Consider the following 19,344-nt stretch of genomic DNA (forward strand, 5'->3'; position numbering starts at 1 on the left):
GTAGCTATGTACGGACGGGATAAACGCTGAAAGCATCTAAGCGTGAAGCCCCCCTCAAGATGAGATTTCCCAGTATGTAAGACCCCTTGAAGACGACGAGGTAGATAGGCTGGGGGTGGAAGTGCAGCAATGCATGGAGCTGACCAGTACTAATCGGTCGAGGGCTTATCCAATAGCAAGTTGTAATTCGCGTGTTTCGTTTCGAATCTAGTTTTCAGGGAGCAATCCTTGAATGATGTTGATGATTGTTATTTGGAGAGATACCCAAGTGGCTATAAGGGGACCCTCTGCTAAGGGGTTAGACTGCGTAAGCGGTGCGAGGGTTCGAATCCCTCTCTCTCCGCCATCTTTACCTAAAGATGGACAAGCAATCAAGACACAATTAATATGGCGGTGTAGCTCAGCTGGCTAGAGCGTACGGTTCATACCCGTAAGGTCGGGGGTTCGATCCCCTCCGCCGCTACCATATTACCCAGGAGGCTTAGCTCAGCTGGGAGAGCATCTGCCTTACAAGCAGAGGGTCGGGGGTTCGATCCCCTCAGCCTCCACCATATACGCCGGTGTAGCTCAACTGGTAGAGCAACTGACTTGTAATCAGTAGGTTGGGGGTTCAAGTCCTCTCGCCGGCACCATTAATGCCTGGAACCGTGGTGTAGTTGGCCTAACATGCCTGCCTGTCACGCAGGAGATCGCGGGTTCGAATCCCGTCGGTTCCGCCATTAATCCTAAAAATTAAATATGGCTCGGTAGCTCAGTCGGTAGAGCAGAGGACTGAAAATCCTCGTGTCGGCGGTTCGATTCCGTCCCGAGCCACCTTTAATCCCTGGAGGATTAGCGAAGTGGCCAAACGCATCAGACTGTAAATCTGCTCCCGTACGGGTTCGGTGGTTCGAATCCATCATCCTCCACCAGTTTTATGAGTCATTAGCTCAGTTGGTAGAGCACCTGACTTTTAATCAGGGTGTCGAAGGTTCGAGCCCTTCATGACTCATCTTTAAGAAAAGAGTGATTAATCATTAATTTGATTAGTTGCTCTTTTTTTGTTGTGTAATTTTAGCTCAATATGGATATTTATTAATGCTGGGCAAGATATGATAAACTAATAGAAAACATGCAGAGTGGTGACGTTCATTATATGAAGCTCATACCTGATCTAAAACAGCAAATTGAAGTCATTATAGGCACAAATTTGGACGAATATGAAATTACAATAGAAGAATGGATGCAATCTGTTGCCAATCTAGTTGGTAATCATGAAAATTTAGAGACCTTTGGTGATGAAGGTGAGCGTCAGGAGTTATCTGATCAATCTGCATCTCCAATTTCATCCGATGTAATCAGTTTGAATACGGGAAAGCGTATATTTTTTAAGGTTCGGATGAATGAGCAAGAAGAGACTGTCGTGTGTTGGGGATGCCCTGCAAAATCAATTACCGTAGAAACACGACAATTGATTGAGCTTTTGATCCGCACTAACACGGCTCTACCCGATGAGGTACAACCTGTTGTATATGAGAATGATAGGGAGCAGTATTTGACTGAATTGGGTCTCTGGCTTAAAGAGCAGATCGAAGAACCAACCAAGCAGGAATTTGAAGCGGTTCCTGATCGCTTTGTGGTGCCCGCAGGATTAAATGCTGAGAAGATTCTGTTCTTGCTGCAAGGGGATACACCGGATGCACATCGTTTACGATCCAAGGAGCTCAACAAGTTGCTTGAGAGTTACTTTGGCGAGGAGATAGTCTTGATTCCTTTGGGGGAGCAAGAGTGGATTTTCATGGGTGATAAAGAAATTGTTACAGAAGAAGCCGAGGAAGATACAACAGAAGCCAAAAAGGATTCGCTGAACGCCTTTTGTCTGGGGTTACATGAATTGGTTGCCAGTGAGTGGGCTGGGGTGTTCCATCTGTCCGCATCTCTGCCATGCATTCCTGCGCAACAACTTGTATCGGTCACAACTCTTCTTAGAGAAAGTGTTCACTTAGGGAGAGCATTCCATGTTACGCAGCATATTCATCTCCCATGGGATCTTCACCTGGAGCGGTTGGTAGCGAGCATTCCAGATGATCAACGTATACGTTTTATAAAGGAAACTGGCAAAGACACGGTTATCTTCAATGACAGTGAGACACTTGCTACGCTGGAGACTTTTTTTAGCCTGGACTGTAATGTCAGCGAGACAGCGAAACGACTTTTCATTCATCGTAATACGTTGGTATACCGTCTGGACAAGATCAAACAGGAGATTGGCTATGATGTGAGGCACTTCGAAAGTGCCGTTCTAGTGCAGTTTTTACTACTAATGTACAAAGTGACGAAAAAGCATTGATATTTTTGTGCAGTTTGCGAATAGTCAAACCTCACGTAGATAGGGTATTATAAAAATACAAATTGTATTCGATTACAAAATGATCTCTGAGGAGGCAACAATCATGGCTGGAGTACGTTTAGAGCATATTTTCAAAAAATACCCGGGTTCTGATAAAGCAACTGTAGTTGACATTAACCTGGACATTAAAGATAAAGAATTTCTGGTACTGGTAGGTCCGTCCGGTTGTGGTAAGTCAACAACACTTCGTATGATCGCAGGCCTTGAGGAAATTTCTGAAGGTAAACTCTATATCGGTGACCGTGTCGTTAATGATGTTGCACCTAAAGACCGCGATATCGCGATGGTATTCCAATCCTATGCCTTGTATCCGCATATGAGCGTATATCAAAACATGGCGTTTGGTTTGAAATTGCGTAAGGTTAAAAAAGATGAGATCGACAAACGTGTACGTGAAGCAGCTAAAATCCTGGATATCGAACATTTGCTTGAGCGTAAACCTAAGGCATTGTCCGGTGGTCAACGTCAACGTGTCGCTTTGGGACGTGCGATTGTCCGTGATCCACAAGTGTTCTTGATGGATGAGCCTCTCTCCAACTTGGATGCCAAACTGCGTGGTCAAATGCGTGCTGAGATCACTAAACTTGCGAAACGTTTGGAAACAACTGTTATCTACGTAACGCATGACCAGATCGAAGCTATGACGATGGGTGATCGGATCGTTGTTATGAAGGATGGTATCATCCAACAAGCAGCTTCTCCGGAAGAGTTGTACAACCTGCCGGCTAACCTGTTCGTAGCTGGTTTCATCGGTTCCCCGACAATGAACTTTATCTCGGGTAAACTCGCTGAGCAAGGTACTAGCATGCATTTCATAGCTCCTGGTGTGGATGTTGAAATCCCGCAAGGTAAAGCACAAGTGTTGAAATCTAGAGGATACATTGGTAAAGAAGTGATTCTGGGTGTTCGTCCAGAAGACATTCACGAAGAGCCAGTATTCCTGGAAGCATCCCCGAACTCTGTATTCTCTACACACGTAGATGTTACAGAGAACCTGGGTCACGAAATGCTCCTCTACTTGAGCGGTGTTGGTAATGATACAACGATCGCACGTGTAGACGGACGTTCTAACACTCGTGATGGTTCCACAGTTAAAATGGCCATTGACATGAACAAAGTTCATATCTTTGACAAAGAGACTGAAGTGAACGTACTTCTTCAAGACAAATAATACTGGGATTCCTCGGTGACGATGGAACCTGACAGTTAACGCAATTATACATTGTAATGAGAGCCCCTTCCGTTATTGCTGGAAGGGGCTTTTTTAAGATTAATGAATTTATAAGTTTCGGCAGAGTTGAAGGATTAATAATCGTAAGAAAAACACCCCTTAAACTACGAATGTAGTATCCTAGAAGTTGCTTCGATCAGAAGACTTTTCTTGCTAATGGTTGTCGGAGGCTGCGATTGCATTCATCCCGGAATTCATTTAAGATTATTTGAAGGTCTGTCTTCATATATTTGAGAGAATCGACTGTTGGAAGGGTATGCATTTTGTACCCCATGTTGTGAATGCGCTAATAATGGAAATAACTGATACACGATCTGATGTACATAGAGGGACAGCTAATGCTGAAAGGAAGAGACAAATGGCGAAAAAAGTGAAAGTATCTGAACTGGTGCAGCAATTTCAGTTGGAGGTTGTTTCTGGATCTCACGGATTGAAAAGAGTCATTACGGTAGATGACCTGAACCGTCCTGGTCTGGAAATGGCCGGTTATTTTGAATACCATCCACAAGAACGGGTACAGCTACTTGGAAGAACGGAGTTAGCTTTCTTTGCAATGTTACCTGAGCAAGAGCGGCGCGATCGTATGCAACGTCTTTGTACGGAAGAGACGCCTTGTATCGTTGTCACGCGTGGACTGGAAGTTCCGCAAGAGCTGATTGATATCAGTGAAGAGCAGAATCTGGCTGTACTTCGTAGCAACATGGCTACTACGATTCTATCCAGCCGGATCACGGGATTCCTGGAAAAGAAATTGGCACCAACAGCAACCATTCACGGTGTACTTTGTGATGTCTATGGCGTAGGTATGCTGATCACAGGTAGCAGCGGTATTGGTAAGAGTGAAACAGCGCTTGAACTGGTGAAACGTGGACACCGACTGATTGCCGATGATGCGGTAGAGATCCGCCAAACGTCAGATTTTCAGCTGCACGGTACTGCACCTGAATTGATCCGCCACTTGCTCGAGATTCGAGGTGTCGGTATTATCAACGTCATGACATTATTCGGGGCTGGTGCGGTTCGGAATAACAAACGGATTACTTTGGTTGTACGTCTGGAAGCATGGCAGCAGGATAAACAATATGATCGTCTGGGTCTGGATGAAGAGACTACACGTATCATTGATACGGATGTACCTCTTGTTACAATCCCTGTTCGTCCGGGACGGAACTTGGCGGTTATTATTGAAGTGGCAGGTATGAACTATCGCCTGAAACAGATGGGTCTGAATGCTGCGCTGCAATTCACGAACAAGCTGACAGCAACCATCTCGGAAGATATGGAAGACATGGATTAAGAAACATTTTATACAAGGAAATGAAGATAAATGGTTGACATGTACTGCTTCTCTTAAGGCGCAGTGTATGCCAACCATTCGTCATGCGTGCGATTGATTGAATAAATAGGAGTGTGAATGAATGGATACATTATTACTGTTGAACCCGATTGCGTTCTCTATTGGAGCGTTAAAGGTTCACTGGTACGGGCTTATTCTTGGTGCTGCGGCACTTATAGGACTCCTGCTCGTGATCCGGGAGGGCAAACGATACAATATTCCACAGGAAGTGTTCATGGACATGGTCCTGCTGGGTGTGCCTTCTGCCATCATTGGTGCCCGCATCTACTACGTAGCATTTAAATGGGAAGATTATAAGGATAATTTCTGGGATGTCTTTAAAATATGGAATGGCGGTATAGCCATCTATGGTGCACTTATTGGTGCTATTATCTGTGCAGTTATTTTCTTCCGTCGTAAAGGATATAACTTCTGGCGTATGGCCGATATCTGTGCGCCTGGACTGCTCGTTGGACAGTTGATCGGACGCTGGGGGAACTTTGTGAATCAGGAAGCCTACGGCGGTCCTGTGGAAGAATCATTTTTGACAGACAAGCTTCATCTGCCGGACTTTATTGTGAATCAAATGAACGTAGAAGGCGTATTCCACCACCCTGCGTTTTTGTATGAATCGATGTGGAGTCTCGTTGGTCTGGTCTTGCTGCTGGTTCTGCGTCGTCAGAAGTTTCTGCGTTCAGGCGAACTGTTCATGTCTTATTTCATCTGGTACTCTATCGGTCGCTTCTTTATTGAAGCTTTGCGTACGGACAGTCTGGGCTTCCAGGCTCCGCAGTGGGTTGCTTCACTAGTGAACGGGTTGTGGTCTCCAATGACTGCAATGGGCTTTGAACAAGGATATCTTGATCCTGCTTACGGTAACGTAAGAATCTCGCAACTGCTCGCGATTGGCATCATTATTGTTGCTGTTGTATTCATTGTGGTGAGAAGAGTGACAGGTAAAGCAGATGTTCGTTATAGTGATCCGATTGTATCGTCCAAAGTTACCTCAGATGATATGGAGCATACGGGAACAGTTGCTGGCAAAGAGAATAAGGTAACACCTCCAGCCAAAGATGAATCCAAGCAAGTTGATGATAAAAAGGAGTAATGCAACATGATTGACACGGTATTGTTTGATCTGGATGGAACGATTATTGATACCAATGAGTTGATTATCAGCTCATTCCAGCATGTCATGGGGGGATGGGAGCATTCAGCTCCATGGACACGGGAACAGATCATTCCACATATGGGTGGCACACTGGAGCAGCAAATGCGCACTTTCTCTGGCCAGGAGGAAGTCTCCGAGTACGTGAAAGGTTACCGTGCTTATAATGATATCCATCATGAAGCGATGGTTAGACCATTTCCACATGTTATTGAGGTAGTAGAGGCGCTGCATCAGGCTGGCATTGTTATGGGTGTGGTCACAACCAAGATTCGTCCATCTACATTAAAGGTGCTAGAACGTTTTGACCTATTGAAGTATATGAAGACGATTGTAACAGTAACTGACGTAACGAATCCGAAGCCGCACGCTGAACCGGTACTGAAAGCGATGACGGAACTGGGTGCAGATCCTGCCAAAACGTTAATGGTGGGTGACAGTCCAGTGGATATCCAATCGGCACAGAATGCGGGCGCACTCTCGGCGGGGGTTGCATGGTCTCTTAAAGGAGAAACAATCCTGAACGGATATGGACCCGACTATATGTTGCATGACATGAGAGACTTGTTGAAACTCATCCGTATTGAAACGGGACGTTCATGAGAAAAGTAACCCGCTATCCGGTAGAGGACCAGAATGCACTTTGGCATATCTACAAGACAGTGAGTCCGTGGAAGGGCGTTCGTAATTTTATCTGGATCCAGTTGTCACGTTACTGTCCGATCCTATCGGTGAAGAATTGGATTTACCGCCGAATGCTCGGTATGAAGGTGGGAAAACACACGGCCTTTGGCCTGATGGTGATGGTGGATGTGTTTTTTCCGGAGAAAATAACGGTCGGCGAAAACTCGGTCATCGGTTACAACACAACGATTCTCGCTCATGAGTATCTCATTAAGGAGTACAGACTCGGTGAGGTGATTATCGGGGAAAATGTACTGATAGGTGCCAATACAACGATTCTGCCCGGGGTAACTATAGGAGACGGAGCTGTTGTAGCTGCTGGAGCAGTCGTACATAAGGATGTTGCACCAGGAGCTTTTGTTGGAGGTAATCCACTGCGTGATTTATCCCGCGCGGCAGCTTCTACGGAAGAAACTGTCTTTAACACGGATGATTCTTCTCAGGGTAGTGTGCATTGAGTCAATAAAGTAATGAATGAAGATGGGTTGAAGTAAAAAGCTGCTTATGGCAGCTTTTTTCGTATATAAATACCGATTGGCGAGCGTAATGGTGTGCATATAAAACGATATGTCGATCCAAGGGCAATCAAGCTTTGGTATTGTTGACGGTAGTGCGGATTTCATGTTATCATATCCCATATCCTTTAGTTTGTTAGCACTTTACCATGTGAAAGTATTCTTGGAGAAATGAAGCATGATAAAGATTGAACTAAACCAATAGTTGAAGGCTTATGCGATAATACTGTGATTCAGGTTTATAAGATAGAATGGGGATTTACACTACATAAATCCTGTTGAAATAGAACGAGTGCGACTCTTAAATTACTGACTCGGGGTGAATATTACCAATGTCCAAACCAAAAGGTTTTGAAAAACCGACCGGATTCCGCGATTATACACCACATGTAGTATCCAAGCTGCGGACGATTGAACGCAATGTACTGGAATGTATGGAACGCTGGGGTTACCGTCAGATCATCACACCAACGATTGAATATTACGACACGGTAGGTGTGGCAAGCTCTACATCAGATCGTAAATTATTTAAATTGCTAAACAGCAGGGGAACCACACTGGTACTCAGATCGGATCTAACGGCTCCGATTGCACGCGTCGTTTCATCCATGCTCAAAGATGAGCAGTTGCCACTGCGTTTATCCTATCATGCGAACGTATTCCGTTCTATTGAAGAGGAAGCTGGGCGTGAGGCTGAATTCTTTCAGACGGGCGTGGAGCTGGTTGGAGACGACTCACCTGAGGCGGATGCAGAAGTTGTTGCGCTTGCGATTGCCTCTTTGCAGGCAGCGGGTGTGTCTTCTTTTAAAATAGCGATGGGTCATATGGGATTCCTGAACGGATTACTGGAGGAAGTGATTCCAGGCCAGACCGCTGAGCAGGAGCAATTGAAGGAAGGGTTGCTCGGACGTGATTATGTCGGCTATCGCCAGTCGATTGAAGCATTGAATCTGGAGCCGAAGTTGAAAGAACAGCTTGAAGCGATCCTTCGTCTGCGTGGTGGCAAGGAAGTATGCACACATGCGGTAGAGCTAAGTTCAAGTGCTGAAGCAGCACAGTCGATTGCACATCTGTGTGCTGTATTCGAAGTGTTGGAAGCGTACGGTGTATCCGAGCATGTGCTGATTGATCTGACGATGATCGGTGATTTCTCCTATTATACGGGCATGACCTTTGAAGGGTATGCAGCCGAACTGGGATCTCCGGTATGTAGCGGCGGACGGTATGATAATCTGTTACAACAGTTTGGTCGTTCATTGCCAGCTACAGGATTTGCACTGAAAACGAACCGTATTATTGATGGTGTTCATGGCATTACCATTGAAGAGAAAAAACCGGTACTTATCCAATATACCCCGAAGCGTCGGGCCGAGGCACTAACAGAAGCGGCAAGATTACGCAGTATGGGACAAAATGTAGTGACACTCCTTCTTCCTGAAGGTGGGGCAAGTGCCGTATCGGTTGAAGCAAGAACCGTTCAAGCGGAGCAGGTTATTACTTACGGATCTGAAGAAGGAGGACGCTGAGATGTCGGATATTCTGAAGGTGGCCATGCCGAAGGGCCGAATCTATAAAAAAGCCTCCAAATTGTTCCGTGAAGCGGGGCTGGATATTCCAGAAGACGTGGACGATACACGCAGATTGGTCATTGAAGTACCGGAAGCGGGAATGGAATTCATTATGGCGAAGCCAGTAGATGTTCCAACGTATGTGGAGTACGGTGTTGCTGATATCGGAATTGTTGGTAAAGACGTGCTGCTGGAGGAAGATCGGGACGTGTACGAACTATTGAATCTGGGAATCGCCCAGTGCCGTATGTCTGTGATCGGACTTCCAGACTGGAAGCCAGGCATCCAGCAACGTGTTGCAACGAAGTATCCAAGGATTGCTTCACAGTATTTCCGGGAGCAGGGGCAGCAGGTCGAGGTGATCAAGCTGAATGGTTCCATTGAGCTAGCGCCCCTGATTGGTCTGGCAGACCGGATTGTCGATCTGGTGGAGACAGGTCAGACACTGCGCGAGAACGGATTGGTGGAGATGACAAGCATTTTGGACATCACCAGCCGTCTTATCGCCAATCGGGTAAGTTATCGGATGAAAAATGCACGAATCCAGGCTTTGTGTGATGCACTTCAGCAGGTCATACCGGCATCGAATGAGATATCGGCGGGAAGCTTTCGGGGATAAATTACTGCGTTGGAAACATAGATGAGGAACATGTGAAGCAAGGTAAGAGTAAGAGTAAGAGACAAAATAAAGAAGCAAATCGGCCACAAGAAGGCAGGTATTACAGAGGATGAGGAGGTTGTACGTATGAAAATTGTACCTGCACGGGAGTTTGATTCGAAGCGGGAAGTGGAGTATGGCACGCCGGAGCAAAATGAAACGGTACGTCGTATTGTCAGCGACATTCGCCGTGAGGGTGATGCGGCACTGCTGCGTTACACGGAGCAGCTGGACCGCACAAAGCTGACGGCCGCGGAATTGCGCGTGCCGCAGGAAGAGCTACAGGCGGCTTATGCAGCCGTGGAGCCATCCTTTGTGACGGCGATTCGGCAAGCCGCCGCCAACATTCGTGCGTTTCACGAGAAACAGAAACGAAACTCGTGGATGGATTGGCAGCCGGACGGCAGCCTGCTGGGCCAGGTCATCCGACCGCTGAAGCGGGTCGGCGTCTATGTACCTGGCGGCAAAGCAGCGTATCCATCGTCTGTGCTGATGAATGTGATTCCGGCACAGGTGGCAGGCGTGCCGGAGATTGTTCTTGTGACGCCGCCGTCTACGAATGGTGGCGAAGGTATTAACCCGTACATCCTCGTTGCTGCTGCGGAAGCAGGCGTGAGCGAGATGTACCGGGTTGGCGGCGCTCAAGCCATCGCCGCCCTGGCTTACGGCACGGAGAGTATTGCACCGGTCGACAAGATCTGTGGACCGGGCAATATTTACGTGGCGCTCGCGAAGCGCGAGGTGTACGGTGCGGTCGATATCGACAGTATCGCCGGACCGAGTGAGATTGTGGTGCTCGCCGATGATACGGCGAATCCGGTGTACGTCGCCGCCGACCTGTTGTCGCAGGCGGAACATGACGAGATGGCATCGGCCATTCTCGTCACGAATTCGGCCACGCTGGCGGAAGCCGTGCAGGGCGAAGTGCAGCGGCAGCTTGAAGTGCTGCCGCGGCGTGATATCGCTGCTGCTTCCGTGGAGCAGTATGGCGCTATTATTGTAGTCGATTCCATCGATGAGGGAATTGACGTGGTGAACCGGCTCGCACCGGAGCATCTGGAGATCATGGTGCAGGAGCCGATGGCTTACGCTGGCCGGATCGAAAATGCCGGTGCGATCTTCCTCGGCCCATACAGCTCGGAGCCGGTAGGGGATTACTTTGCCGGACCGAATCATATTATTCCAACCAATGGAACCGCGCGATTCAGTTCACCGGTGGATGTGGATGATTTTATCAAGAAATCGAGTCTGATCTATTATAGTAAAGAAGCGCTGCTGCAGAACGGAGCGGCTATTATAGAGTTGGCCCGCCATGAGGGTCTTGAAGGGCATGCCCGTGCAATTGCTGTACGGTTAGAACAGGAAGGAAAGGCGGAAGCGGACAATGGATAAGCAAAATAATGGTGTGGAACTTGAAAACAAAGGTGCAGTGCGCCAAGCAGAGGTTGACCGCAAAACAAACGAGACCAATATCCAATTGGCCTTTAATGTAGATGGAACAGGACAATCCACGATTGAAACGGATGTACCCTTCCTGAACCATATGCTGGATCTGTTCACAAAGCACGGACAATTCGACCTGAACGTGCAGGCCCGCGGAGATATTGATATCGACGATCATCACACGGTTGAAGACATCGGAATCTGTCTCGGACAGACGTTGCGAGAAGCGTTGGGTGACAAACGTGGAATTAAGCGTTACGCCAGTGTTTTTGTACCAATGGACGAGGCACTCGCTCAGGTCATTATTGATGTGAGTAACCGACCTCACTTTGAATACCGTGCAGAATACCCTTCCCAACAAGTAGGCAGTTTCTCCACGGAGCTGGTACATGAATTCCTGTGGAAATTAGCGCTGGAAGCTCGGATTACGTTACATGTCATTGTGCATTATGGTCAGAACACCCACCACATGATTGAAGCGATCTTTAAGGCGCTGGGACGTGCACTGGATGAAGCAACGATGATTGATCCACGTGTAACGGGTGTGCCTTCCACGAAGGGAGTGCTGTAGACGATGGCGATTGCAATTGTCGATTACGGTATGGGTAACCTGCACAGCGTCGGCAAAGCGGTCGAACGTCTTGGCTACGAAGCGCTGGTCACGGGTGACCGGGAAGAGATTCTTGGCGCAGATGGTGTCATTCTGCCAGGCGTAGGTGCTTTTGGTGATGCGATGGTTCATCTGCGGGAGAGCGGACTGGATACGGTGGTGAAGGAAGCCGCTGCCGGGTCTAAACCACTGCTCGGTATCTGTTTGGGCATGCAATTGTTATTCAGCTCAAGTGAAGAGCATGGTGAGCATGAGGGACTGGATATTTTGCCAGGTAAAGTGGTGCGATTCGCACCAGGAGAGCTGAAAGTTCCTCATATGGGATGGAACCGTTTGGAATTTCTGCACGCGGAAAATCCTCTATTTAGGGGGCTTGAGGCAGGTCACGTCTATTTTGTCCATTCCTATCATGCGCTTACTGAAAACAGGGACGATCTGCTGGCGGTAACGGATTACGGACATCCGGTGACAGCTATTGTAGGCAGAGGATCCAACTTCGGCATGCAATTCCACCCAGAGAAAAGTGGAGAGCTCGGTATGAAGCTGCTCGGCAACTTTTTGGCTCTGACAGGAGCACCTGTACAAAGGTAAAACATCATCTCTTCTTAACTATAGAAAGCGTACAAATCTAATTCATATTCAGGAGGCCTTGTATGTCATCTTTTATCCTATATCCGGCGATTGATATCCGGGACGGCAAATGTGTAAGACTGGTGCAGGGAGATTATAATCAGGAGACCGTGTATAACGATGACCCGGTTCAAGTGGCTCTATCCTGGGAGAAGCAAGGCGGTACATACGTTCATCTGGTCGATCTGGATGGTGCGAAAGCGGGTCATCCTGTTAACGATGAGCTGATCGGGCGGATTGCCTCGGCTGTGAACGTACCTGTTCAGGTGGGCGGCGGACTTCGTACGGTAGCTGATGTAGAACGTTTGCTGGGTCTGGGTGTTAGCCGGCTGATCATTGGAACAGCAGCGATTGAGGATCGTGCATTTACAGAGGAAGTACTGGGACGTTATGGCGACAAAGTGGCAATTGGCATCGACGCTCGTAACGGTTACGTGGCAACTCGCGGTTGGCTTGAAACATCGGAAGTGCAAGCAGAGGTGCTCGCGAAGGAACTGGCGGCATATGGCGCAGAAACGTTTATCTTTACGGATATATCCCGTGATGGCATGATGCAGGGTCCTAACGTAGAAGCGATTGTATCTCTTGCCAAGGCGAGCGGACGGACGGTTATTGCTTCCGGTGGTGTAAGTGTGATGGATGATCTGCTTCGTCTGAGTCGTCATGCAGATGATGGTGTTGGTGGAGCGATCGTGGGTAAAGCGCTGTATACTGGGAGTATCGATCTGTCTGAAGCAGTACGTGCGGTAAACAAGTAAAGGATATTCGGGTAGAGAGGAAGAGGTAGCATGCTGGCAAAAAGAATCATCCCCTGTCTGGACGTGAAGGACGGCCGGGTCGTCAAAGGCGTCAACTTCGTTAATCTCCGCGATGCGGGTGATCCGGTAGAGCTGGCGGCGCTATATGACCGCGAGGGCGCGGACGAATTGGTCTTTCTCGATATCTCCGCTTCAGTGGAAGGTCGCGAAACGATGGAAGAAGTCGTGCGGCAGACAGCAGGCGAGATCGCTATTCCCTTTACGGTAGGTGGTGGCATCTCCAAGGTAGAGGACATGAAGCGGATTCTCCGTGCAGGAGCGGATAAAATTGCAGTGAATACAGCCGCGGTACTTAATCCGCAGTTGATTGCAGATGGTGCACGTCGCTTTGGCTCGCAGTGTATCGTGGTAGCGATCGATGCCAAGTATAACGAAGCTTGGGGCGAATGGGAAGTCTATACCCATGGTGGACGGAAACCCTCCGGGATCAAGGCGCTGGAATGGGTTAAACAGGCTGAGAGCTTGGGCGCGGGGGAGATTCTTCTTACAAGTATGGACGCGGACGGAACAAAAGATGGCTTTGATCTGAAGCTGACGGCAGCGGTATCCGAATCTGTGCGTATTCCAGTCATCGCATCGGGCGGTGCGGGTAAGGAATCTCATTTCTATGATGTATTTACCACAGGTAAAGCGGACGCAGGGCTGGCCGCAACGATTTTCCATTACAAAGAAATCGCCGTACCGGCGTTAAAACAACATTTGAGAGAACAAGGGGTGGAGATCCGTGACTAAAGTGAGCGATGAAATCAAGGAACAGTTATCCTTGGAACAGGTTGTGGAACACATTCGTTGGAGTGACGGATTGGTTCCTGCCATTGTGCAGGATGTGGATACTCGGGAAGTCTTAATGATGGCTTATATGAATCGCGAATCTCTGAAGTTGTCGCTTGAATCCGGTGAGACGTGGTTCTGGTCACGCTCGCGTCAGGAGTTGTGGCATAAAGGAGCAACATCTGGCAACGTGCAGACGATTACTTCCCTAAAATATGATTGTGACGGCGATACCTTGTTGGTTGAGGTGAAACCGAACGGTCCGGCTTGCCATACAGGGGCGGTAACTTGTTTCCATAATGAGATCATTGGTTTGCCAGAGAAATCGGCAGACAAGGCTTCGGATGAAGCGGGTGCAGCATCTGCTTCTGCAAGTTCCGGTTCCGAAAGTCGCTTTGAGGTATTGGCTGAACTGGAATCCGTTATTGCAGAGCGTGAACGTGAGCGCCCTGAGGGTGCATATACAACGTATCTGTTTGATAAAGGTGTAGACAAAATACTGAAAAAAATTGGTGAAGAAGCGTCCGAGACAATCATCGCCGCCAAAAATAAAGATAATGACGAGCTTCGTCTGGAAGTCAGTGACCTGATGTATCACCTGCTCGTCCTGTTACAAGAACGCAAGCTGCCGCTGGACGACATTATGTCAGAGCTGAGCCGCCGTCATGAACGGCCTCGCCGCGATTAGGAGGCGAGCTACGTGCGTATAGACTATCATACACACCATGAGCGGTGTGGACATGCCGTTGGCAAACTGGAAGAGTACGTGCAGCGTGGTGTGGAGATCGGACTATCCCAGATTGGATTGTCCGATCACATGCCATTGTTGCATGTCGATCCGGCTCAATATTATCCGGAAATGGCGATGCCTATGGATGAACTGCCGCGTTACGTAGAGGAGTGTTTCTCCCTGAAAGAACGTTACCGTAGTCAGATTGACGTACGTGTTGGTCTGGAAGGTGACTATATTGAAGGCTGGGAAACAGAGATCCGTGCAATCATTGAGCGTTATCCATGGGATTATGTGATTGGCTCTGTTCATTTTCTCGGGGAATGGGACATTACGGATTTTCGCCAGACCCATCACTGGGAGGGCAAAGACATCCTTGAGGTATATCGTCAGTACTACGATGCCGTAAGCAAGGCAGCCGCCACGGGCATGTACGATATTATGGGCCATCCGGATGTCATTAAACGGTTTGGCTTTGTTCCTTCAACGGAGCAGACAGAAGAACGTATCTCACTGGAGAACGCAGCGCTGCAGGCTATTGCTAAAAGTGGTTGCGCCATGGAGCTGAATGCTTCCGGGATATCGAAGCCTTGTGCCGAGATGTTCCCTAGTCGCAGAATGCTGACAGAAGCCATTCGCTTGGGTATTCCATTAACCATGGGCTCTGATGCACATGACCCACTGAAGCTGGGCGATTATTTGCCTGAAGCTGAAGCACTTTTACATGAGTTGGGCTGTACGGAAGTCGCTGTTTTTGAAGGCCGTCATCGCTCGTTCATTCCTTTAAATGTATAAGCCATTAGAGTATAATGAGGGTAGGAAATAACCTTTTAGAGGTAGTTCAAAAAGTCCGCCTTTGATTACGAAGGATGCCTAATGGCATCTTCAGCATCGAAGCTGGAATTCAGCCGAAATGTCCGTTGCTCACGTAGTTTTGCCTACGCTCCGCTACTCCATTTCTAGCTTTATCCCATCTTCTCGGTACTGAAAACCGGTCTTTTTGAACACTCGCTTTTAGATAAGGGATTATATAGGGACTTCAACCCTCGGGAGGGCATTATGCAGCATTCGTTACGTATTTTTTCCGGTTCATCGAACCCTAAGCTGGCAGAACAGGTATGTGACAAGCTGGGTGTACAACTGGGCAAGATCAAGCTGTCCAGGTTCAAGAGCGGAGAAATATACGTTCATTATGAAGAAACGATCCGTAATTGTGATGTGTTTCTGGTACAGTCGTTGTCTCATCCGATTAATGAGCTGTTTGTCGAGCTGTTGGTGATGATTGATGCTGCAAAGAGGGCTTCAGCGCGCACTGTGAACATCATTGTTCCGTATTACGGCTATGCTCGTCAAGAGCGCAAATCCGCACCACGGGAACCGATCTCGGCCAAGATGGTAGCAGATGTATTAACTACGGCTGGCGCCAATCGAGTGGTAACGATCGACCTGCACGCAGCGGCCATTCAGGGATTCTTCAACATTCCGGTTGACCATATGACATCACTGGATCTGATTAGTGATTATCTGTTAAGCAAAGGAATCGAGAACCCTGTTGTCGTCTCCCCGGATGCGGGACGAGCATCGATGGCAGAGAAGCTGGCGAACCGTCTGGATTCTCCATTTGCCATTATGATCAAGAAACGTCCAAGTCATAATGAATCGGTGATTACCCATGTCATTGGTGATGTAGAAGGACGGACACCTATTATTATTGAGGATCTGATTGACACTGGAACAACCATTCTGAATGTTGTGGAAGGGTTGAAGGAACGTGGCTCCAAAAATGTATATGTATGTGCAACACACGGATTGTTCTCGGATGGGGCAGTAAGTAAATTGAATCACCCGTCAATTGAAGAGGTGGTCGTTACGGACTCGATCGCACTGCCAGATGACCACCCTGAATGCTTCAAAGTGTTACCTGTTGCGCCAATGCTGGCCCGCGCCGTACGCATTATTGTGGATGGTGGCTCCATGGCCACATTGTTTAAAGATTCTGGCATATAGAGCATCGAGGATATAACGTTGTGTTGCCAGATGAACTGTTCCGTGTCTGAGTTGTTGTCTGCTCAGCACGGTTTTTTTGTTTTTGCTCCTTGAATTCAATTCTTGCTTTGTTGCTCAGAGGCTTGTGCTATAATAACATAAAATCAGTTATGATAGCGTTATCATATAGTATTCAGCCCCTAAGGTGAGATGGATGCTGAACAGTAGAACCACGGCTGAGAACATTGGCATCGTGGAGTGAGGAGTGGGGTCTATTGTCTCGTAATTGGTATTACCGGTTACTGTTCTCTTATTTCCCAATTTTTTTTCTTACGGTGACCATACTCATTTTCATCGCGTTTGTTTTCATCAATGACATCTCTAAAGAGGAAACCAAAAAAGCAGACCGGATCTCCTCCAGTTATATGATAGACACGGTGGATCGCACAATCAGGGATATTGAACTATCCATCCTGGAAACGGTACAGAGTCAGCAGGCATACAAACTCTATTTTAATAACACAAAACTGACCAGCTCGGACACGGTGTATGCAATAGCGCAGAATTTACGTGAGCTAACCAATTCGTCCTCATGGATTCAATCCATCTATCTATATGACAAGCGAAATAAACATGTTCTGACCGTAAGTGGTTCCAGAGAAGCGGACAGTTTCTCAGATAAGGCATGGATTAATCAGATGGTTAACGGGTCTATCGGTTCAGGCTGGCAGCCGGTCCGGGAATTCGATGCGGACTCTGCTCAACGTACCCCTATTCGCGTATTAACGGTGAACAAGGACATGCCTTTGCCTTTTGGCTCTCAGGGCACATTGGTCATTAATATCAAGATGAGCAGCATTGAACAGAGTGTAGATAGTATGGTTAATGGTCAGCTCTCATTCCTGACGATTACGGATCGGGACGGTAAGGTTGTGTATAATGCACACTCGGACCAAGAGGGATCGATAGATGGTCAGGAACTGAATAGGCTATCGCTAGAAAGACTGGGCTGGACAATATCCAGTGGAATTAAGGCCGGCAACTTATTTGGCTGGGTATCTGTCGTGTCTTATGTATGGGTAATCATTGCTATTGTGACTGTCATCTGTGCGATTGTGTATATCGTGTATATTACTCGCCGTAACTATAAACCCATTCAGATCATCATGAACCGGATTGAGTCTCATCAGATTCGGGCTTTTGAACACTCAGGTGCTCGCACGGATGAGATGAAGATGATTGATGGTGTGCTTGAGAATCTGATTAATCATATGATGGATTATGACAAGAAAAGCAGGGAAAATGTACTCATGCAGCGCAGCAAATTGTTCAATGCCCTGTTGCATGGGGATCACATGGAAAACGCAGCAGAGCAACTAAAAGAACTCTCTCCGCTGAATGACGTGCATGACTCGTCGCGTTTTGTCGTTGTTGTTGGAGAGATTAACCGTTATGAGAAGGGATTTCAGGAGAGGTACACAAGAGGTGAACAAAATACGCTGAAGTTTGCCTTGATGAACGTTTTGCAAGAGCTGTCACGTAATACGGGAGTTCAATGCTGGACGGAATGGATTAGTGTGGATCGAATTGCAATCCTTTTTGTGTTCAAAGAACAGAATGATAGCAACTTGGATATGTCTGGGCAGATTCGTGTTGTAGCTGAGGAATGTAAATCTTGGGTAGAACAAAATCTACGCATTTCTTTAAGCTTTGGCATTGGACCTATTGCTCAGGGAATCGGTACAATACGAGATTCCTATGCGGCCGCAGAAGCGGTAATGCAACGTAAACTATTGATGAATGGAGATGTCGGCCAAGCCGACTGCGGCGAACCACAGCATCCTTTGCTGGATACCTATACCTATCTGCAGATGATTGCGGACTTTGTTAAGCGGTTCCGGATGTCGAGTGGACAGTGGCGGGAACAGTTGGAGGATATCTTTACAGCATTTGAACAGAACAAACTGCCGGATGATGAGATTCGTTCTCTGATTCAGGCCATGTTACAGATGCTCAGCCGAGAGGTGGCCATGATGTCGGAAGGACTCCAGGAAGAGCTGTCCGAAGATAACATCAACAGATGGTTGAGTGCTGTGGAAGAGGCAGAGACGCTTACGGATGTGAAAAGTCTTTTGTTTGATGGTCTGACGGACTTGTTCAGAACGTATGTAGCGGTAACGGAAACCAAGAGTTACAAAGCCATGGTTAACGAAATGAAAAATTATATCGAAGAACAGTTTGCGAATCCTGATCTTTCATTGAAACATCTGAGCGATCGATTCCAGATTACGGGCAAACATGCGAGTTATTTGTTCAAGACAGAATTCAACATGAAGTTTGTTGATTTTGTTACAGAGCTTCGCATGAAGGAGACGGAGCAGCTTCTGCTCAATACCGACTACTCTTTGCAGGATATTGCCCTGAAGGTTGGGTATGCAAATGGAATTACGTTGGGACGTGTATTTAAGCGGGTAACGGGTATTACACCAGGAGATTATCGTCGTTTGAAACGTGAACATCGAGAACCCGAAGAGTAACGCAGAAGTGAACATATTCTGAGATCTGTACATCAGGATAACACAGGGTGAATTTCATGCAGTCACTTTCCACTAGGAGAGCAGGCTTGCAGAGGTTCGCCCTGTTTTCGTTGAACAGTTCTCTGCTGCCCGAGATCGGATGCAACTGTTTTCGCAGGATAGCAAGCTAATATTCCTGTTTTTTCCCCGTGTACGAATATAGGCAGTGTGTGAAAATGGTTTATCCGAATGGGGACAGGCAGTTTCGAGTCATGAGGCGTTGAGAGCCAT

At 47.5% G+C, this 19,344-nt stretch carries 17 protein-coding genes, 8 tRNA genes and 1 rRNA gene; all 26 read left to right on the plus strand.

Features of this window, described 5'->3' with window-relative positions; all coding sequences use genetic code 11:
- Nucleotides 1-173: ribosomal RNA gene (locus PAEAM_RS01780) — 23S ribosomal RNA — on the plus strand; the annotation flags it as partial.
- Between the two features lie 81 nt (nt 174-254).
- Nucleotides 255-346 (plus strand) — tRNA-Ser (locus PAEAM_RS01785).
- A 43-nt stretch (nt 347-389) separates the two neighbouring features.
- Nucleotides 390-466, plus strand: a tRNA-Met gene (locus tag PAEAM_RS01790).
- 9 nt (nt 467-475) lie between these two features.
- Nucleotides 476-551: transfer RNA gene (locus PAEAM_RS01795), tRNA-Val, on the plus strand.
- Between the two features lie 5 nt (nt 552-556).
- Nucleotides 557-632 (plus strand) — tRNA-Thr (locus tag PAEAM_RS01800).
- Nucleotides 633-641: 9 nt separating this feature from the next.
- Nucleotides 642-719, plus strand: a tRNA-Asp gene (locus PAEAM_RS01805).
- Between the two features lie 21 nt (nt 720-740).
- Nucleotides 741-813, plus strand: a tRNA-Phe gene (locus tag PAEAM_RS01810).
- A 12-nt stretch (nt 814-825) separates the two neighbouring features.
- Nucleotides 826-911, plus strand: a tRNA-Tyr gene (locus tag PAEAM_RS01815).
- A 7-nt stretch (nt 912-918) separates the two neighbouring features.
- Nucleotides 919-991: transfer RNA gene (locus PAEAM_RS01820), tRNA-Lys, on the plus strand.
- Between the two features lie 144 nt (nt 992-1,135).
- Complete coding sequence (locus tag PAEAM_RS01825) at nt 1,136-2,329, plus strand: PucR family transcriptional regulator (protein ID WP_165789802.1); 1,194 nt, start codon at nt 1,136-1,138, stop codon at nt 2,327-2,329.
- Nucleotides 2,330-2,432: 103 nt separating this feature from the next.
- Entirely contained in the window at nt 2,433-3,560 is a 1,128-nt protein-coding gene (locus tag PAEAM_RS01830) for an ABC transporter ATP-binding protein (protein ID WP_017691279.1), read from the plus strand.
- Nucleotides 3,561-3,978: 418 nt separating this feature from the next.
- Nucleotides 3,979-4,917 (plus strand): HPr(Ser) kinase/phosphatase, encoded by a 939-nt coding sequence (hprK, locus tag PAEAM_RS01835; protein WP_017691278.1) that lies wholly within the window; start codon nt 3,979-3,981, stop codon nt 4,915-4,917.
- Between the two features lie 121 nt (nt 4,918-5,038).
- Entirely contained in the window at nt 5,039-6,064 is a 1,026-nt protein-coding gene (gene lgt, locus PAEAM_RS01840) for a prolipoprotein diacylglyceryl transferase (RefSeq protein ID WP_100526424.1), read from the plus strand.
- Nucleotides 6,065-6,070: 6 nt separating this feature from the next.
- Nucleotides 6,071-6,727 carry a pyrophosphatase PpaX gene (gene ppaX, locus PAEAM_RS01845; RefSeq protein WP_100526425.1) on the plus strand — a complete coding sequence of 219 codons (657 nt, stop codon included), beginning with the start codon at nt 6,071-6,073 and terminating at the stop codon, nt 6,725-6,727.
- The gene (locus PAEAM_RS01850; protein WP_036616162.1) at nt 6,724-7,266 is read left to right on the plus strand and encodes an acyltransferase; all 543 of its coding nucleotides are present in this window, start codon (nt 6,724-6,726) and stop codon (nt 7,264-7,266) included. Before ppaX ends, PAEAM_RS01850 begins: the two co-directional genes overlap by 4 nt.
- Nucleotides 7,267-7,655: 389 nt before the next feature.
- Complete coding sequence (locus PAEAM_RS01855; protein ID WP_100526426.1) at nt 7,656-8,849, plus strand: ATP phosphoribosyltransferase regulatory subunit; 1,194 nt, start codon at nt 7,656-7,658, stop codon at nt 8,847-8,849.
- 1 nt (nt 8,850) lies between these two features.
- Nucleotides 8,851-9,510, plus strand: coding sequence for an ATP phosphoribosyltransferase (gene hisG, locus PAEAM_RS01860; protein ID WP_036616167.1), 660 nt, complete (start codon nt 8,851-8,853; stop codon nt 9,508-9,510).
- A 126-nt stretch (nt 9,511-9,636) separates the two neighbouring features.
- Nucleotides 9,637-10,941: a histidinol dehydrogenase gene (gene hisD / locus PAEAM_RS01865; RefSeq protein WP_100526427.1), complete on the plus strand. Its 1,305-nt coding sequence runs from the start codon at nt 9,637-9,639 to the stop codon at nt 10,939-10,941.
- Nucleotides 10,934-11,563, plus strand: coding sequence for an imidazoleglycerol-phosphate dehydratase HisB (gene hisB / locus PAEAM_RS01870; RefSeq protein ID WP_036674766.1), 630 nt, complete (start codon nt 10,934-10,936; stop codon nt 11,561-11,563). Before hisD ends, hisB begins: the two co-directional genes overlap by 8 nt.
- A gap of 3 nt (nt 11,564-11,566) precedes the next feature.
- Complete coding sequence (hisH, locus tag PAEAM_RS01875) at nt 11,567-12,193, plus strand: imidazole glycerol phosphate synthase subunit HisH (protein ID WP_100526428.1); 627 nt, start codon at nt 11,567-11,569, stop codon at nt 12,191-12,193.
- Nucleotides 12,194-12,255: 62 nt separating this feature from the next.
- Entirely contained in the window at nt 12,256-12,990 is a 735-nt protein-coding gene (gene hisA, locus PAEAM_RS01880) for a 1-(5-phosphoribosyl)-5-[(5-phosphoribosylamino)methylideneamino]imidazole-4-carboxamide isomerase (protein WP_047841450.1), read from the plus strand.
- A gap of 30 nt (nt 12,991-13,020) precedes the next feature.
- Entirely contained in the window at nt 13,021-13,782 is a 762-nt protein-coding gene (gene hisF, locus PAEAM_RS01885) for an imidazole glycerol phosphate synthase subunit HisF (protein WP_017691268.1), read from the plus strand.
- On the plus strand, nt 13,775-14,509 hold the full coding sequence (gene hisIE, locus PAEAM_RS01890; RefSeq protein WP_127546306.1) for a bifunctional phosphoribosyl-AMP cyclohydrolase/phosphoribosyl-ATP diphosphatase HisIE: 735 nt from the start codon (nt 13,775-13,777) through the stop codon (nt 14,507-14,509). Before hisF ends, hisIE begins: the two co-directional genes overlap by 8 nt.
- A gap of 12 nt (nt 14,510-14,521) precedes the next feature.
- Nucleotides 14,522-15,346, plus strand: a complete 825-nt coding sequence (gene hisJ / locus PAEAM_RS01895) for a histidinol-phosphatase HisJ (protein ID WP_100526429.1) — start codon at nt 14,522-14,524, stop codon at nt 15,344-15,346.
- A gap of 264 nt (nt 15,347-15,610) precedes the next feature.
- Nucleotides 15,611-16,558: a ribose-phosphate diphosphokinase gene (locus tag PAEAM_RS01900; protein WP_036616184.1), complete on the plus strand. Its 948-nt coding sequence runs from the start codon at nt 15,611-15,613 to the stop codon at nt 16,556-16,558.
- Between the two features lie 254 nt (nt 16,559-16,812).
- Nucleotides 16,813-19,074, plus strand: a complete 2,262-nt coding sequence (locus tag PAEAM_RS01905) for a helix-turn-helix domain-containing protein (protein ID WP_100526430.1) — start codon at nt 16,813-16,815, stop codon at nt 19,072-19,074.
- Nucleotides 19,075-19,344: the final 270 nt, after the last annotated feature.

Origin of the sequence: Paenibacillus sp. GM1FR (genome assembly GCF_002803315.1) — a bacterium.
GTDB lineage: Bacteria > Bacillota > Bacilli > Paenibacillales > Paenibacillaceae > Paenibacillus > Paenibacillus amylolyticus.

Bases quoted from the DNA above. Each gene is read 5' to 3' on its own strand.
- PAEAM_RS01825 (WP_165789802.1), top strand. From the start codon at position 1,136: ATGAAGCTCATACCTGATCTAAAACAGCAAATTGAAGTCATTATAGGC.
- PAEAM_RS01830 (WP_017691279.1), top strand. From the start codon at position 2,433: ATGGCTGGAGTACGTTTAGAGCATATTTTCAAAAAATACCCGGGTTCT.
- hprK (WP_017691278.1), top strand. From the start codon at position 3,979: ATGGCGAAAAAAGTGAAAGTATCTGAACTGGTGCAGCAATTTCAGTTG.
- lgt (WP_100526424.1), top strand. From the start codon at position 5,039: ATGGATACATTATTACTGTTGAACCCGATTGCGTTCTCTATTGGAGCG.
- ppaX (WP_100526425.1), top strand. From the start codon at position 6,071: ATGATTGACACGGTATTGTTTGATCTGGATGGAACGATTATTGATACC.
- PAEAM_RS01850 (WP_036616162.1), top strand. From the start codon at position 6,724: ATGAGAAAAGTAACCCGCTATCCGGTAGAGGACCAGAATGCACTTTGG.
- PAEAM_RS01855 (WP_100526426.1), top strand. From the start codon at position 7,656: ATGTCCAAACCAAAAGGTTTTGAAAAACCGACCGGATTCCGCGATTAT.
- hisG (WP_036616167.1), top strand. From the start codon at position 8,851: ATGTCGGATATTCTGAAGGTGGCCATGCCGAAGGGCCGAATCTATAAA.
- hisD (WP_100526427.1), top strand. From the start codon at position 9,637: ATGAAAATTGTACCTGCACGGGAGTTTGATTCGAAGCGGGAAGTGGAG.
- hisB (WP_036674766.1), top strand. From the start codon at position 10,934: ATGGATAAGCAAAATAATGGTGTGGAACTTGAAAACAAAGGTGCAGTG.
- hisH (WP_100526428.1), top strand. From the start codon at position 11,567: ATGGCGATTGCAATTGTCGATTACGGTATGGGTAACCTGCACAGCGTC.
- hisA (WP_047841450.1), top strand. From the start codon at position 12,256: ATGTCATCTTTTATCCTATATCCGGCGATTGATATCCGGGACGGCAAA.
- hisF (WP_017691268.1), top strand. From the start codon at position 13,021: ATGCTGGCAAAAAGAATCATCCCCTGTCTGGACGTGAAGGACGGCCGG.
- PAEAM_RS01900 (WP_036616184.1), top strand. From the start codon at position 15,611: ATGCAGCATTCGTTACGTATTTTTTCCGGTTCATCGAACCCTAAGCTG.